General features: G+C 59.7%; 10 protein-coding genes and 2 pseudogenes. 2 read left to right on the top strand and 10 right to left on the bottom strand.

Translation table 11 applies throughout. From position 1 onward, the window contains the following. Nucleotides 1-7: 7 nt before the first annotated feature. The 7 genes and pseudogenes from cmoB to CES87_RS16465 all read right to left on the bottom strand — a co-directional run bounded on the left by cmoB (nt 8) and on the right by CES87_RS16465 (nt 9872). Nucleotides 8-963, bottom strand: a pseudogene (cmoB, locus tag CES87_RS16500) (tRNA 5-methoxyuridine(34)/uridine 5-oxyacetic acid(34) synthase CmoB). Beyond that, nucleotides 960-1739, bottom strand: a complete 780-nt coding sequence (gene cmoA / locus CES87_RS16495) for a carboxy-S-adenosyl-L-methionine synthase CmoA (protein ID WP_178081434.1) — start codon at nt 1737-1739, stop codon at nt 960-962. Before cmoA ends, cmoB begins: the two are co-directional and overlap by 4 nt. 182 nt (nt 1740-1921) lie before the next feature. After that, nucleotides 1922-2557 (bottom strand): lysoplasmalogenase, encoded by a 636-nt coding sequence (locus CES87_RS16490; protein ID WP_128606960.1) that lies wholly within the window; start codon nt 2555-2557, stop codon nt 1922-1924. Nucleotides 2558-2559: 2 nt separating this feature from the next. Further along, nucleotides 2560-2952: a protease inhibitor I42 family protein gene (locus CES87_RS16485; protein ID WP_128606959.1), complete on the bottom strand. Its 393-nt coding sequence runs from the start codon at nt 2950-2952 to the stop codon at nt 2560-2562. A 195-nt stretch (nt 2953-3147) separates the two neighbouring features. Beyond that, nucleotides 3148-5565 carry an endopeptidase La gene (lon, locus tag CES87_RS16480; RefSeq protein WP_128606958.1) on the bottom strand — a complete coding sequence of 806 codons (2418 nt, stop codon included), beginning with the start codon at nt 5563-5565 and terminating at the stop codon, nt 3148-3150. A gap of 314 nt (nt 5566-5879) precedes the next feature. Beyond that, the gene (locus CES87_RS16470; protein ID WP_128606956.1) at nt 5880-8288 is read right to left on the bottom strand and encodes a glucose/quinate/shikimate family membrane-bound PQQ-dependent dehydrogenase; all 2409 of its coding nucleotides are present in this window, start codon (nt 8286-8288) and stop codon (nt 5880-5882) included. Between the two features lie 201 nt (nt 8289-8489). Further along, a complete protein-coding gene (locus CES87_RS16465; RefSeq protein WP_128606955.1) occupies nt 8490-9872 on the bottom strand; it encodes a carbohydrate porin in 1383 nt (460 codons plus the stop codon). A 363-nt stretch (nt 9873-10235) separates the two neighbouring features. Here CES87_RS16465 and CES87_RS16460 point away from each other — a divergent pair, with 363 nt between their 5' ends. After that, nucleotides 10236-10466, top strand: coding sequence for a VF530 family DNA-binding protein (locus CES87_RS16460; RefSeq protein ID WP_057398608.1), 231 nt, complete (start codon nt 10236-10238; stop codon nt 10464-10466). Between the two features lie 2 nt (nt 10467-10468). Beyond that, a pseudogene (locus tag CES87_RS16455) lies at nt 10469-11136 on the top strand (Pr6Pr family membrane protein). A gap of 117 nt (nt 11137-11253) precedes the next feature. Here the strand turns inward: CES87_RS16455 and CES87_RS16450 are convergent. The 3 genes from CES87_RS16450 to CES87_RS16440 form a co-directional block, all read right to left on the bottom strand. Then, nucleotides 11254-12045, bottom strand: coding sequence for a siderophore-interacting protein (locus CES87_RS16450; RefSeq protein ID WP_128606954.1), 792 nt, complete (start codon nt 12043-12045; stop codon nt 11254-11256). Next, nucleotides 12042-12617 (bottom strand): PadR family transcriptional regulator, encoded by a 576-nt coding sequence (locus CES87_RS16445; RefSeq protein ID WP_128606953.1) that lies wholly within the window; start codon nt 12615-12617, stop codon nt 12042-12044. Before CES87_RS16445 ends, CES87_RS16450 begins: the two co-directional genes overlap by 4 nt. Before the next feature lie 135 nt (nt 12618-12752). Continuing rightward, complete coding sequence (locus CES87_RS16440; RefSeq protein ID WP_128606952.1) at nt 12753-15866, bottom strand: transglycosylase domain-containing protein; 3114 nt, start codon at nt 15864-15866, stop codon at nt 12753-12755. Between the last annotated feature and the right edge of the window lie 466 nt (nt 15867-16332).

Raw genomic sequence — 16332 nt, 5'->3', positions numbered from 1 at the left:
ATCCGGGTTACTTACGAGCCACGATCACCGCCCGCATCGGCGCCGGCAGCCCTTCGATGGTCTTGCTGTGATCTTCAGGATCAAGGAAGTCGCTGAGCGATTGATACTTCATCCACTCCGTCCCGCGCTGTTCCTCGACCGTGGTTACGCTCACGTCCACGCATTTCACATCGCTGAACCCGGCACGACGCAGCCACAATTCCAGTGCCGGCACCGAAGGCAAGAACCACACATTGCGCATCTGCGCATAGCGATCTTCCGGCACCAACACCTGATGCTTGTCGCCTTCAACCACCAGCGTCTCCAGCACCAGTTCACCACCCTTGACCAGGCAATCCTTCAGCGCCAGCAAGTGTTCGATTGGCGAGCGACGGTGGTAGAACACGCCCATGGAAAACACTGTGTCGAAACCTTCGAGTTCCGCTGGCAGGTCTTCGAAGGGGAAGGGCAAGTGCCATGCATTGGGCTCTGACAAGTAGCGCTGCACCGCCTGGAACTGGCAAAAGAACAGCCAGTTCGGATCGACGCCGATCACGCTGTCCGCGCCGGCACCGAGCATGCGCCACATGTAGTAGCCGTTGCCGCAGCCGACATCGAGGATGCGTTTGCCCTTCAGATCCAGATGCGGGGCGACTCGCGACCATTTCCAGTCTGAACGCCATTCGGTATCGACGTGCACACCGAACAGGTCGAACGGCCCCTTGCGCCATGGCGACAGGCCCATCAACGCCGTGCGCATCTGCTCGCGGGTGCCGTCGTCGCAATCTGTATCCAGCTTCAGGCCATTAAGCAGATCAACTTCGCTCGGCTGGATCTTCGGCAAAGCGTCCAGCGCACTTTGCCAGCGTTCCAGGTCGCCATGACCCTTCTCCATTTTCCTGTCGAGTTGCGCTTGCAGAGTATTGGCCCAATCGGCCAGCGGTGTTCCGGCCAGACGGCGGGCGAGGGGGACAGATCAATCATGGCAAGGCAATCAACGAGGCAAAGTTAAGACACTGGAACCACGGCACGACTTTCGAGAACCCGGCGGCCAGCAGGCGTTCGCGGTGTTCTTCGAGGCTGTCGGGCTTCATGACGTTTTCGATGGCGCTGCGCTTCTGGGCGATTTCCAGTTCGCTATAGCCGTTGGCGCGTTTGAAGGCGATGTGCAGGTCGGTGAGTAGTGCATGCTCCTGTTCGTCTTCGAAACGCAGTTTTTCCGACAGGATCAGGGCGCCACCGGGCAGCAGAGACTGACGAATGCGCGAGAGCAATTCGGTGCGCTGCTCGGGGGCAATGAATTGCAGAGTGAAGTTCAGCGCCACCACCGACGCGGGCTGGAATTGCAGGGCAAGAATGTCGCCTTCAATTACTTCTACCGGCAACAACTCCTGGAACATCGAGTCCTGACCGTTGAGGTATTCGCGGCAGCGCTCGACCATGGCCGCGGAGTTATCCACAGCGATCACGCGACAACCGTCGGTGCGCACGTGGCGACGCAGAGCTTGAGTCACGGCACCGAGGGAAGAGCCGAGGTCGTAGAGCACGCTATTGGGCTGGGCGAACTGCGCGGCGAGCACGCCGAGGTTCTCCACAATGGTCGGATAACCCGGCACCGAGCGCTTGATCATGTCCGGGAACACCCGCACCACATCCTCGTTAAAGGCGAAGTCAGGTACCTGGGCCAAAGGCTGGGCGAAAAGGCGATCGGATTCTTTGCTCACGGCGGTTCCAGCGGTGTAGGTGGAAAAGGCCGGCATTTTAGCCAAGTTGGCGCGTGGATGCGCGGGTTGTCTGATAAAGCGGCGGGCAGGCCCCGGAATCGTTGTCGCCAGTGATATTGCTTTCGCGAGCAAGCCCGCTCCCACAGTAGTTCTAAGTCGGACTCAAGAAATGTATTCAGCACGGATCTAATGTGGGAGCGGGCTTGCTCGCGAAGAATTCAGCGCGGTTTTGAGCCAAATGCAGAAGCGGTAATCCCCCATTGCCCCAACCAATAACTGAGGATGATCACATAGGGCGCTGCATCGAACGGCACCACAAAGCGACTAATGCCAATCACGCTGTCCGAGAACACAAACGCCACCGCACCAGCCGCTGCCAGTAGCGCCGAGCGTTTAGGCACATCAGTGCCGAGCCGGGCCAGCGCACGCCACAGCATGGCGCTGATGGCCAGGCCGTAGACGATCACCGGGATCAGTAATGGCCCCAATCCGTGGGCGATCAAAATCCCCAACAGAACGGCACCCACACCCAAAGCAATGATCAGTCGCAACACCGCCAACCGCCGGCAATCGCTCAAGTACGCTTTCAGATAGGCCAGATGCGCGACCAAAAACGCCCCAAGGCCAAACACAAACAAATCCTCCGGCCACGCCAGCAACACATCGCCGAGCAGGGAGAAAATCAAGCCGAGGCTGATCCAGCGCCGATATTCGCTGGGCGGCGCGTCGTGCAGCCAGCCGAGCAGGGCCAGGACAGGCATTGGCTTGACCAGCAGGCAGAGCAGCACAGATTGCACGCTCAGGCCGTAGAGAAAAGTCACTGCGCCCATCAGCGCCAGGATCAGCCAGCCCACGATCAGTTAACCGAGATTGCGCAGTCGAAAGATTCCACCGGCAGCACTTCCGGTGCCCAAGGCTGTTGCGAGGTCAGACGCAAACGTCCGGCGCCGGGTGCGAACGCCTGAAAACGCCAGGTCGAGATCCCGGCCGCGCCGACTATGCCGGCGTCTTCCGGGTTGCTGTAGACCTCGGGGCTCAAGGCCCGCAATACGCCTCCGGCCGAATCCTGAATAGCCCAGCGGTAGCCCGTGGTCGGGTTGCTCGGCAGGGTCAGGATCAGGTTTTGCCCGCTGGTGAGCTTCACCGGGCATTCGCTTTGTTTTTCCACGGTCACGTTGAGCTTCGGTTGCGTAGCGCAAGCGGTAAGCAGCGCCAGGGCGATGGGGACAAACAGGCGGGTGGGGGACATAAGGTCAGTGGCTCCGGCGTTCACGACGAACGGCGAGCATAACTGAAGATGAGACAAATTGTGACGGCCACCGGAGGCCGGTGTTGGCAGGGGCTGACGCCTTCGCGGGCAAGCCTCGCTCCTACAGGGGGGGACACGTAATCTGTAGGAGCGAGGCTTGCCCGCGAAGGCGGTGGTGCGGGCGCTACATGACTGTCAGAACAGCACCTTCGCCACATCCGCAAAACGCTTGGCGAAGTGAGCGGTAATCCCTTCCTTCAGATACTCCGGCAATTCCTCGAAATTCCCCCGGTTCGCCTCCGGCAAAATCAGCTCGAAAATCTTCTGCCGCCGCGCCGCAATCACCTTCTCGCGCACGCCGCCAATCGGCAGCACATGTCCGGTCAACGTCAGTTCGCCGGTCATGGCCACGCCTTTTTTCGGCGGCTGGTTGCGCGCCAGCGAAAGCAGGGCGCTGGCCATGGTCACGCCGGCGCTCGGGCCGTCTTTTGGTGTTGCGCCTTCTGGTACATGCAGGTGGATGAAAGCTTCGTCGAAGAACTTCGGATCGCCGCCAAATGACTTCAGATTCGAACTGACATAGCTGTAGGCGATTTCCGCCGACTCCTTCATCACATCACCCAGTTGCCCGGTGAGTTTGAAGCCGCGGTTGAGGGTGTGGATGCGTGTCGCTTCGATCGGTAGGGTCGCGCCGCCCATGCTGGTCCAGGCCAGCCCGGTAATAACTCCTGTGCCGGACAGCACTTGCTCGTTACGGAACACCGGTTTGCCCAAAGAAGTTTCGAGATCTTTCGGTCCCAGCTTGATCACCGCGTTCGGTTCGTCGAGCAGTTTCATTACCGCTTTACGTACCAGTTTGCCGAGGTTTTTCTCTAGCTGGCGGACACCGGCTTCCCGTGCATAGCCGTCGATCAGTGCCTTGAGGGCACTGTCGCTGATGCTCAGGCTGCCTTTCGACACGCCTGCTTTTTCAAGCTGTTTGGGCCACAGGTGGCGCTTGGCGATGGCGACTTTTTCTTCCGTGATGTAACCCGACAGGCGAATTACTTCCATGCGGTCGAGCAAGGGTCCTGGGATCGAGTCCATGGTGTTGGCGGTGCAGATGAACAGCACCTTCGACAGGTCCATCCGCAAATCCAGATAGTGGTCGAGGAATTCGACGTTCTGCTCCGGATCCAGGGTTTCCAGCAGCGCCGAGGCCGGGTCGCCCTGGTAGCTCTGGCCCATTTTGTCGATCTCGTCGAGCATGATCACCGGGTTCATCACTTCGACGTCTTTCAACGCTTGAACCAGTTTGCCCGGTTGCGCGCCGATGTAGGTGCGACGGTGGCCCTTGATCTCGGCTTCGTCGCGCATGCCGCCGAGGCTGAAGCGGTAGAACGGCCGGCCCAGGGATTCGGCAATGGATTTGCCGACGCTGGTCTTGCCGACGCCCGGCGGACCGACGAGCAGCACGATGGAACCGCTGATCTCACCTTTATAGGCACCGACGGCGAGGAATTCGAGGATACGATCCTTGATGTCGTCGAGGCCGGCGTGGTGTTTGTCCAGCACCTTGCGCGCGTGCTTGAGATCGAGTTTGTCCTCGCCGTACACGCCCCACGGCACCGAAGTTGCCCAGTCGAGGTAGTTGCGGGTGATCGCATACTCCGGCGAGCCGGTCTCGAGGATCGACAGCTTGTTCATTTCTTCTTCGATGCGCTTCTGCGCTTGCGGCGACAGCACCTTGCCTGTCAGCCGTTGTTCGAACTGTTCGAGGTCGGCGCTGCGGTCATCCTTGGTCAGCCCCAGCTCCTGCTGGATGACCTTGAGTTGTTCCTTGAGGAAGAACTCGCGCTGGTGCTCGCCGATCTTGCGATTCACTTCAGCAGAGATCTCTTTTTGCAGGCGCGCGACTTCGACTTCCTTGCGCAGCATCGGCAGGACTTTTTCCATGCGCTTGAGCATCGGTACGCAATCGAGCACTTCCTGGAGTTCGCTGCCGGTGGCCGAGGTGAGCGCGGCGGCGAAGTCAGTCAGCGGCGATGGATCGTTGGGGCTGAAGCGGTTGAGGTAGTTCTTCAGCTCTTCGCTGTACAGCGGGTTGAGCGGCAGCAGTTCCTTGATCGCATTGATCAACGCCATGCCGTAGGCCTTGACCTCGTCGGTCGGCTCGCTGGGCTGGTGTGGGTATTCGACTTCCACCAGATAGGGCGGGCGATGGTGCTTGAGCCAGGTCTTGATGCGTACGCGGGTCAGGCCCTGGGCGACGAATTGCAGTTTGCCGTTCTCGCGGCTGGCGTGGTGCACCTTGACCAGCGTGCCGTACAGCGGCAGGGCCGAGGTGTCGAAGTGGCGCGGGTCTTCCTGGGGCGTGTCCATGTAGAAGAGGGCCAGGGACTGGTGATCGGATTTGCTCACCATATCGAGGGTTTCGGCCCACGGTTCTTCATTGACGATGACCGGCAGCACCTGGGCCGGGAAGAACGGTCGGTTGTGGATCGGAATGATGTAAACCTTGTCCGGCAGGTTCTGGCCGGGCAGGGCGAGGCCTTTGCCGGGAGTATGGTGTGGGGCGTTTTCCGGATCGGCGTATTCACTCAGGTCTTCGGGGAACTCTTGCTGGTCGCTCATTTGGGCACCTGCGCAATGGGTATGGGTCTTAGATGGGGCAGGTTGGTGGTGGTTTCAATGATGCCTTGGGGTTAATGGATCATTCGAAGGTGTGTTCAGCGGGGATTCAGGTTAGCTGGACTTTGGCACGACGCGCCCCCTGTAGGAGCGAGCCTGCTCGCGATGGTCTTCAACGATGACGGTGGAAGCCTGACACCCCGTGTCGTTCTCAGGTTCATCGCGAGCGAGCTCGCTCCTACAGGGGGCTTAGGTGTCGCAATAAAAAAAGGCGACTCCTGTGAGGGAGTCGCCTTTGATTTTACTGCCGTTGAAACTTACTCGGACAGTTTGTACGCAATCACATAGTCACCCTGTCTGGTGCCCAGCGAACCGTGACCGCCGGCGACGACGAGCACGTATTGCTTGCCATCCTTGCCGGCATAGGTCATTGGCGTGGTTTGCGCGCCGGCCGGCAGGCGGCCTTCCCACAGTTGCTTGCCGTTTTTAACGTCGTAGGCACGCAGGTACTGGTCGAGCGTGCCGCTCAGGAAGCCCACGCCACCGGCGGTGGTGAAGGTGCCGCCCAGGCTTGGCACGCCCATGCTCAGCGGAATCGGAACCGGTGAGCTGTCGCGCACGGTGCCGTTCTTGTGCATCCAGATGGTTTTGTGGGTGGTCAGGTCGACCGCGGCCACATAGCCCCATGCTGGCGCTTGGCACGGCAGGCCCATTGGCGACAGCAGCGCTTCAAGGACCACGCCGTATGGCGCGCCTTTGTTTGGCTGCACGCCTTCGGTTTCGCTTTTGCGCGGGCCTTGGGCGGCGATTTCCGCAGCCGGGATCAGCCTGGATTTGAACGCCATCCAGTCCGGGTTGACGAAAGCGATCTGACGCACCGGATCAACCGAGATGCCGCCCCAGTCGAACACACCGAAGTTTCCTGGATAAACAATCGAACCTTGCAACGATGGCGGCGTGAACGGGCCGTCGTAGCGCATGGATTTGAAGGTGATCCGGCAAACCAGCTGGTCGAACGGGGTGACGCCCCACATGTCGCGCTCTTTCAACGGTGGCGGCATGAAGTTGAGGTCGGATTTCGGTTGGGTCGGCGACGTGTGGTCGCCTTCCACCGCGCCTTGCGGCACCGGCACTTCATTGATCGGCACGATGGCCTTACCGGTGCTGCGGTCCAGTACGTAGATGCTGCCTTGCTTGGTGGACGCCAATACCGCTGGCTTCACGCCGTCTGCGGTTTTCAGGTCCATCAGGGTCGGCTGGCCGCCCACGTCCATGTCCCACAGGTCATGGTGGGTGAACTGGAAGTGCCAGCGCACTTTACCGGTGGCAATGTCCAGGGCGGTCAGACCGGCGGAGTGCAGTTCCGATTCTGGCGTGCGGGCACCACCGAACTGGTCCGGAGTCTGGTTGCCCATCGGCAGGTAGAGCATGCCGAGTTTTTCATCGACCGCGAACATGGACCACATGTTCGGCGAGTTACGGGTGTAGATCTGGCCTTCGGCAATCGGCGTCGTATCGTCCGGTTTGCCGCTATCCCAGTTCCATACCAGTTTGCCGGTGTGCACGTCGAACGCGCGGATCACGCCGCTTGGCTCGTCGGTGGAAACGTTGTCGGTGACGTGGCCGCCAATCACCACCAAGTCCTTGGTGACCGCTGGCGGCGAGGTGGAGTAGTAACCGCCGGCAGTGAAGCCGCCTATGTTGGCGCGCAGGTCGACCTGGCCCTTGTCACCGAAGTCTTCGCACATCTTGCCCGTGTCGGCGTTGAGGGCGATCAGACGGGTATCGGCGGTCGGCAGGAAGATCCGGCGTGGGCAGATGCTGGCCAGCGGTGCGCTGGCGCTGCCGGTCGGGCTCTGTTCGGAGGCGTACACGGCGTCATCGTGATAAGTCACGCCACGGCAGGTCATGTGCGCCCAACCCTTGAAGTTCGCCGCATTCTGCGTGGAGAGCTTCGGATCGAAACGCCAGATTTCCTTGCCGGTGTCCGGGTCCAGCGCTATCACCTGGCTGTGCGGCGTGCAGACGTAGAGCATGCCGTTGACTTTCAGCGGGGTGTTTTCGGCGGTGGTTTCGCCGGGATCGTTCGGCCCTGGCAGGTCACCGGTGCGGTAGGTCCAGGCCGGTACCAGTTTGTTCACGTTCTGCGGGGTGATTTGCGCCAGTGGCGAGTAACGATCGCCGTGAGCGCTGCGGCCGTAGGAGTTCCAGTCGCCGTCCGGCATGGCCGGTGCGGTATTGGTCATGCCCGACACGCTGTCGCGGTCCAGTTGGCCCTTGATTTCACCGGGGTTGGTGAACTGGCTGGCCAGTGCAGCAACGCCCGCCAGAACTACAGCTACGCTCAGCGCGCCGGTGCCCATCGGTGCGGCGCCTTCGCGCAGCAGGGGACGGCGCAACCACGGCAGTAACATGACGATGCCCAGTGCAAACAACATCGCCAGACGCGGCACCAGTTGCCACCAGTCCAGGCCAACCTCCCACAGCGCCCACACGGTGCTGGCGAACAGCACCAGTGCGTAGAGGCCCAGCGCAGCGCGGCGGGCGGCGATCAGCAGGACGCCGGTCAGCGCCAGACCGATACCTGCCAGCAGGTAATACAGCGAGCCGCCGAGCATGCTCAGCTTGATCCCCCCGGCCAGCATGGCCAGGCCCATTAGCAGAAGCAGGATGCCGAGCAGGCTCGGCAGCAGGCGGCTTCGACTCAAAGCACCATCAGTGCTCATAGTGTGGTTCTCCGTGACGTTTCAAGTAGTCCCGCGCAGGTTCACTGTAGATGATGATCCTGCGGGGCATGGTTTAGATAAATTGACGCATCCCTTGTAGGAGCTGGCTTGCCAGCGAAAACGGTGGATCAGGCAACATCTTGATTGGCTGAAAGACCGTCTTCGCTGGCAAGCCAGCTCCTACACGGTTTGCGGTGTTGGTTAGAAGGACGAAGTGACCTTGATCCCGCCAATCAGCGCGTCGTCGACCTGGTCCACGCCACCGGGGTGGCGGATGTATTGCAGGTTTGGGCGCACGGTCAGCCAATTGGTGACGTGCACGCCGTAATAGAGTTCGGCGCTGTATTCGGTGTCCTGAGGCGGCAGGAACGACGGGTCGTCGTAGTCGAAAACCGCATGGGCCTGATTGGTCGCCTCGGCGTTCTTGCGATAGGCCGGGTTGACGTGGACGCGGGCCATGGCGAAACCGATGTCATCCTTGGCACGGGCATCGAACAAGCCTTTGTAGACGATGCCAGCCTGGACATAGTTGTCGATGGCGTTGGTCTTCTTGTCGTGCATCGTTGCGTTGGCGAACACGCTCAGGCCGCGCGAATGGTCGCTGGCGATGCTGGTGATTTGCTGCTGAATGCCCAGCCACACACCGTGTTTGCTCGACGCACTGCGATAAGCCTCGCCACTCAGGGCGGCGGGCTGGCCGTTGCTGTCTTTGTAGACATCGGTGGCATTGGCGGTGCTGTAGTAGTAACCGGCGCGGTATTCGCCCGGCAGGCCGTTGAGCTTTGGCGTCCACACCAGTTCCACTGGCAGGATCGCGCCCTGGGTGCCGCTACCGCTCAGTTTGAAACCATTGCCGCGATCGAGGTTCGACGGGTTTTGCTCGTAAGCGCCGACTTGCGCGTACAGCTCAGGCGTCAGGTGATATTTGACCCGCATCGCCCATTGGCTGACCGGCCAGTTGTACCAGATGTCGCCGACCCAGTTGCCGACCTGTGAGCCGCAGAACGCCAGGTTCTGGAAGTCGCAGGGAAAGCTGTTGAAGTCTTCGCCCTCGCCAAAGCGGCCGACCTTGATGTCGAGCTTCTGGTCGAAGAATTTCTGCTGGTACCACATCTGCGTCAAACGCCAGGTTTGCCCGCGGCCCCAGACTTCCTGAGCCGAGGTGAAACCGCCGACGCGCGGGTCATTGATGCGGTCGTTGCTGATGTTGTTGCCGCTGCGCTCGGTAATGGTCAGCTGAAATTCAGCATCGTCCCAGCCAAGAATCTTCTGCAAATCGAGGTGGCTGCCGAGGCCGAACTGGTCGCTGTAGCGAGCGGTGCGATCGTGGTCGTAGCCACCGTGCAGATTGCTGCCCATTTCGCCGGTGTAATCGACTTTGAAGTCGTAGCCTTTTTCCGCAAGTTCAGTGCGCGTGCCGTTCCAGTCGCCGAGCATCCACGGTGATTCGCTATCGAAGGCCGGGGCGGCCTGAACGCAGGTAGCGAGGCTAAGCGCGGTGAATCCGCCGATCAGGCTCAAGTGTTTTTGGCGAACGGCAGGGGGAAAGACAGCGCTGTCTTTCGAGGTTTGTAAATCAGGCATTCTTGATCTTTTTCTGGGGAATGAACGGAAACAGCAGAGGCGAAGCGGGTAGCGGAAGCGTTTCAGCTAGAGCGTGCAAGGATAATGTTCTGTTACAAATAGAGAAAGGGCTTTTACTGACATGCATCGTTTCGGATTTGGTAACAGTGCCGCGAAAAAACCCATATCCCTGTAGGAGCGAGCTTGCTTGCGAAGTAGGTTTGAGCAACGCGTTAATCCAGAATGCACGCGTTATCGTTAACGACCATCGCGAGCAAGCTCGCTCCTACACAGATTCACCTACATTTAACAGACCGCTTCCCCCCAACGAAGCCCTCGGCTAAGGTGCGCGGCTTCCCATCCCTACATCGCTGAAGGCCCGGCATGACCGAACAGACCAACGACCCGCTGCACGGCGTAACCCTGGAGCAAATTCTCAATGCCCTGGTTGAACATTACGAATGGTCGGGGCTGGCCGAGCGCATCGATATCCGCTGTTTCAAGAGTGACCCGAGCATCAAGTCGAGCCTGACCTTTCTGCGCAAAACCCCATGGGCACGGGAAAAGGTGGAGCGCTTGTACGTGAAGTTGATGCGCACCAAGCGTCCGCTCTGAACATGGTTACCCAGTCAGTCACGCGACGTCGCTTTGTCGCCGTGGCCGCCGTCCTTGGCTGGGCCGGATTGAGTATTGAGCTGTACCTGACGTTCTATTCACGCTGGACATTGGCGGCCAGCCTGCTGGGCGGGCTGGTGAGCTTCTTCAGTTACTTCACAGTGCTGAGTAACACACTGGTGGCGACCGTGTTGACCTGTGAGCTGACGTCCCGCGAATCTGCTGCGCGTCGCTGGTTTTTGCAGCCGTGGGTCAGCAGCGGCGTTGCCGTGAGCATCGCCGTGGTCGGCCTGGTGTATAGCCTGTTGCTGCGCCATTTGTGGCATCCCGAAGGCTGGCAATGGCTGGCCGATGAACTGATGCACGACGTCATGCCGTTGCTGTTTCTGGGTATTGGTGGTGCTGTGTGCCCAAGGGCACATTGCGACTGCGGCACATCGCGGCGTGGGCGATTTATCCGCTGGTGTACTTCGCCTATGCGCTGCTGCGCGGGCATTTGCTAGCGGCTTATCCGTATCCGTTCATTGATGTCGGCAAGCTGGGTTATCCACAGGTGTTTATCAATGCAGGTGGGTTGCTGGTGGGGTTTGTGGTGATTGCGCTGCTATTGATAGGTATTGATCGGTGGCTCGGGCGTCGTAGTACAGGTTCGGATTTCTCGCGGCAGTGACATTGCCTTCGCGAGCAAGCCCGCTCCCACATTTGATCACTGGCGTGTACAAGTTTTGTGTTCACCACCGATTAAAATGTGGGAGCGGGCTTGCTCGCGAAGAGGCCCGCAATGACACTATTGCTCATCAGTGTCATCCAGCCGCCAGTAGCCCACAGCCTTGACGAACTGCTCGTCCAACCCATGCTCATCCAGCAACACCCGGCGAATCTGCCGCGACACTTTGCTTTCGGTCGCCACCCAGGCATACAAGCTGCCGGTGGGGATCCGGACCTGCCGTACGGTGGTCAGCAAATGGTCCTTACCACCTTCGCGCAGCACCCAGATCACATTGAATTCGGCAGCGCTCTGCAGTGTCTGCTGCTCCTTGCCGTTCTCCACTTCCACGATCACCAGCGCCCGGCGATTGGCCGCCAGACCTTCCAGGCGTCGGGCGATGGCGGGCAGGGCGGTCTCGTCGCCGATCAACAGGTAGCTGTCGAAGATGTCCGGCACGATCATCGAACCCCTTGGCCCGCCGATGTGCAGGAACTGGCCGGGTGTGGCCTGTTCGGCCCAGGTCGAGGCGGGGCCGTCGCCATGCAGGACGAAATCGATGTCCATCTCCAGCGAGTCCAGATCATAGCGACGCGGCGTGTAGTCGCGCATCGCGGGCATCGGTACGTCGCTTTTGCCAGCGCCGAGTACCAGGGTTTCCAGTGCCGCTCGTTCCGCGGCATTTTGCGGGAACAGTAGCTTGACGTGATCGTCCGTGCCGAGGCTGACGAACTCCGCCAGTTCAGGCCCGCCCAGTGTGATCCGGCGCATGCGCGGCGTCAGTTCGACCACCCGCAACACTTCCAGGCGACGACGTTTGATTTCATGCATGACGCGGTGAATGGTTTGGGATGGATGGATTACATCGGTCATTCGGCGGACTCCTGGACAGCTGTAACGGCAGGGCCGTCGACGATGGCTTTGGCGGTGTTGTTGAGCAGGTCGCGCACTCGCAGAATTTCTTCCGGGCTCCAGCGACCGTGGTGCATTTGCAAGGCATAACGCAGGTTATGCACCGCTTCATGGATCTCCGGCGGGCGATCGTGGCCACGCAGTGAACGTTTGCTGACCTCGATGCGCATCCGTACCCCGTCCAGGGCGATCGCCTGTTCCTTCAGGGACAGACGACCGGCATCGGTCACGCTGTAGCGTTTTTTTCCGCCTTCAGCGTCGCCCAGGATCATTTCGCTTTCTTCCAGAAATGTCAGGGTCGGGTAGATAACACCGGGGCTGGGGCTGTAGGCGCCGTCGAACATGCCTTCGATCTGGCGGATCAGGTCATAGCCGTGACAGGGCTGCTCGGCGATCAACGCCAGCAGCAGCAGCTTCAGATCGCCGGGGGCAAAGACCCGGGGACCGCGGCCGCCGCGTTCGCGGCCAGGACGTTTTTCAAAACCGTCGCGGCCGTCGCCGTGTTCGCGGTGTGGGGAATGATGGTCTCTCATCGGATATCTTCTCTCGTCGTATTTAGATACAACTTAAGATATATCTTTTGATGGGGCAAGTCGTTTTACGAGAATCGTTCGCGTTAACGACCAGCGGTTGACTCAAAACCCTGGACACATCCCGGGCCTGGAATTTCACCGCCGTGATAATTCAAGCGGCAGACACATCGTATGGCTGCCTGGCTGCAAGTACGGCGTGAGAATCGGCGCCATGCCCTTGAGCACCTGAACCGGTAACGCTGAAGTGAACTTGAACGCTTCGGCGGAGGCTCCGGGTACGAAGGCGGTCAAGGTGCCGAAATGGGTGTCCCCGATGTAGAACACGAAGGTGGCAGTGCGGTTGATGGATTTCGAACTCAGGATTCGCCCACCCGAACCGAAGGCCTCGATGCGGTTGTCGCCGGTGCCGGTCTTGCCGCCCATGGCCAACGGTTTGCCATCGGGTGTCACGAAACTCCCGGAGACGCGTTTGGCCGTGCCGGCATCCACCACTTGCGACAGCGCTCCACGCATGGCGGTTGCCACCTCGGAAGGCATCACCCGTTTGCCGACATCCGGATCATTGTTCAGCTTGGTTTCATACGGTGTGTTCGCGGCAAAGTGCAGGCTGTCGATACGCAGCGTCGGCATCCGCACGCCGTCGTTGAGAATGGTACCAATCAGCTCGGCCAACGCTGCCGGGCGGTCGCCAGAGCTACCGATGGCGGTGGCCAGCGATGGCACCAGGTGATCGAACGGGTAACCGACCTTTTGCCAGCGCTGGTGAATGTCGAGGAACGCCTCGATTTCCAGCATGGTGCGGATGCGGCCGTCGCGGGCGCCCTTGTGTTTGCTTTTGAACAGCCAGCTATAAACCTCCTGGCGCTCAAACTGGCTGGCCTTGACGATTTCACTCCACTTGGCGTCGGGATGGTTCAACAAATAGCCCATCAGCCACAGATCGAGCGGGTGGACCTTGGCGATGAAACCCTGGTCCGGTAGATCGTATGTGCCGGGGCCATACGCGTCATAGAGGCGCACAAGGCGATCGTCCGTGAGTTTTTCAGTGAGCTTGGCGCCTGTGAGGTGCGAGCGCACAAAGTTGTTGAAGCTCTCCTGGCTGGCATGCGGCAGTAGATATCGGTGTACGGCAGCCATACGGATCGGCGTCGGGCGCATGCTGTCGAGGAAGGTTTCGAGTCGCTCCTGGGTGTCCTTGTTTTTGTACCTTTTCCAGAACTTGAGCAGAAACGATGTGCCCTCGCGGTCGGCGAACTCGGCCAGGTATTCCTGACGCCTTGGGTCGCGGTCGTCCTTGAGCAGTTCGGCGCTGTTGTTGGGGCCCGAGTAGGTGGTGTAGCGCACCAGGTCACGCATCAGGCGAATGAACGGCAGGTTGATCGACTCTCGTATGGCGTCACGCAGGGTCGGCATGCGGCCGTTATCTTCCTTGCGGAAGTTATGGAATACATGCAGGCCACCACCAGTGAAAAACGCTTCGCCGGGGCTGGCAGAGTATTTGCGGTCCAGCGCGGCACCGAGCAGGGTCGACAGGTTGCGGTCCTTGTTCTGGATCATGTAATCGACGACCCATCGACTAATGTGATCCTGCTCCGGCACGTCGACTTTCTTCAGTTCCGGCACGGTCATGCCGGCATATTTGTCGTGCAATTCAGAGATGATTTGCAGATAAGTGGTCAGCACGCGCATTTTCGCGGTAGAGCCCAACTCCAGTTTGCTGCCTTCGTTGATGTCGAACGGCTGATCGGTGCTGTCGGTCTGCACCCGCACCCGCGAGCCGTCCGGGGTCAGTTCGAACAGAGTGAAGCTGTAACGCACTTGTGTGGTGCTGGTGGGGGTCAGCAAGCGTTCGCCCATCAGGCCGATTTGTGCGGCATAGACCGGGTCGGCGAGTTTTTTCAAGTACGCGGTAGCCTGGGTTTGCAGATCGCCTTGCAGGGTGCTGGTGGCCGAGAGGTCGAGGCGGTCGAGGTCATACAGCGGACGATTGAGCAAACCGGCCAACCGGCTGCGCGCCACACTGATGCCCTTGTTGGTTTCGATCGGTTGAATGGTTGGCTGTAACGCCCAGTCGCGATAGGTGACCTTGCTGGCCAGTGCCGCAGCGGCGAAAGGCGCATCGATCACATTGTTCTGGGCCAGCAAGCGGATATGACTGTCGGTGAGGTCGGCCAGCTCATCGCGGCCCTTGGTCAGGTAATGGGAAGGTCGGCGCTGGGCAATCATCAAGGACAGCATCTCGCGCAGGGCCAGGCCTTTCTCGGCCAGGCTTTTTGGATCCGTCGCGTCGCTGTTCAGGCTTTCGTTGGCCTTGCTGAAGTCGACGCCGTACCACACGCGCAAACCTTCAGCCATGCCGTGTACTTCACCGTGACCAGGTACGGCCGACAGGGGCACGCTGTTGAGGTAATCGCGCACCACGTTCTGCCGCACCTTGAGCGTTTCAGGCCCGTCCTGGTAGGCCCGCACGCTGGCGGAAATCATCTGACGGATTTTCTCCCCACCCGACACGGTCAAGCCATCGGGGGAGTGTCGGTACTTCTCCAGTTGCGTCGCCAGGGTACTGCCGCCGGCTGATTGACCGGGCAGGTGCAGCAGCTTGGCGACCTGGGTATACGCCGCCATGCCGAACCGCGGCCAGTCCACAGCAGGGTTGGCCATAGGCTGGCGAGGGTCGAGCAGGAAGCGGTTTTCGACAAACAGCAAGCTGTTGATCACGACTGGCGGGATCGACTCGAAGCTGGAATAGAGCTGTTGCGGATAATTGAACTGGTAAAGCGGTGCCGCCTTACAATCGGTGATCGACAACCCTGCCTGGATTTTCTCCGAATAGGGCACGAAAAAGCCCTTGTTGCTGTAGTTCATCAGCGCCGGAGAAAAGCGGGTCTGTGCGGAAATCACGTAATCGCGCTTGAGCAGCCGCGGCAGGAATTCGTCCAGTGAGCTGTAGCCCAGGCGCAAATCGAACGGGCCGGCACCCGGATAATGAATCGCATCGCTGGGACCGGGTTTGAGTTCATAGCTCAGGGTTTTGGCAAACTTGCTGACCTCCCGTGCCTGAAACCTCGAAGTGCGCATTTCCTTGGACGCGGCCAAGCCTACGACAATCGCAATGATCAGCAGCAGTAACCAGAAAGCCTTCCAGCCGTGCCGGGAACGGCGGGGTTTTTCAGGTAAAGGCGCTTCTCCATCCACTTGTTCAGTCGGGACCACAGTTTTACTCGAATCGGTTTGCCATAAAGCGCCCATAGTCACTGATCCATTCACGCAGATTGATCGGACTTGTCTGAAGCTTAGTCGGTGGTTGGCGTTGGTGAAAAAATTGTGAGGATCCAAAGAGCGGGATCGCCGGCGCTTTTCGATTTTTGTGCGATCGGCTGCTTTTTGATTTGCAGGGATATCTATTTGTTCGGTAACGGCGACATATGGTTGCGCCCATATGGCAGGTCGCTTGGAAAAGCTCGGAAAAACATTGATAGAGGCGCCGATGGAGGTATCTACGGGTTGCCGGAGAGGCTCAGGGCGTGAGGGGGAAGAAGATCAAAAGCCAAAGCAAAGCGAGGCGGCCTGACAGCCGATCTGGTTAGGGGGCTGACTGCGATCCAATTGTAGGAGCGAGCCTGCTCGCGAAAAACTACCAGACAACGCGATCATATTCAGATAGGGCGCGTTATCGTTGACGTCCATCGCGAGCAAGCATCGCTCCTACAGGGGG

Origin of the sequence: Pseudomonas sp. ERMR1:02 (assembly GCF_002277815.1) — a bacterium.
Lineage (GTDB): Bacteria > Pseudomonadota > Gammaproteobacteria > Pseudomonadales > Pseudomonadaceae > Aquipseudomonas.
This window is presented reverse-complemented; position numbering and strand designations above follow the sequence as displayed.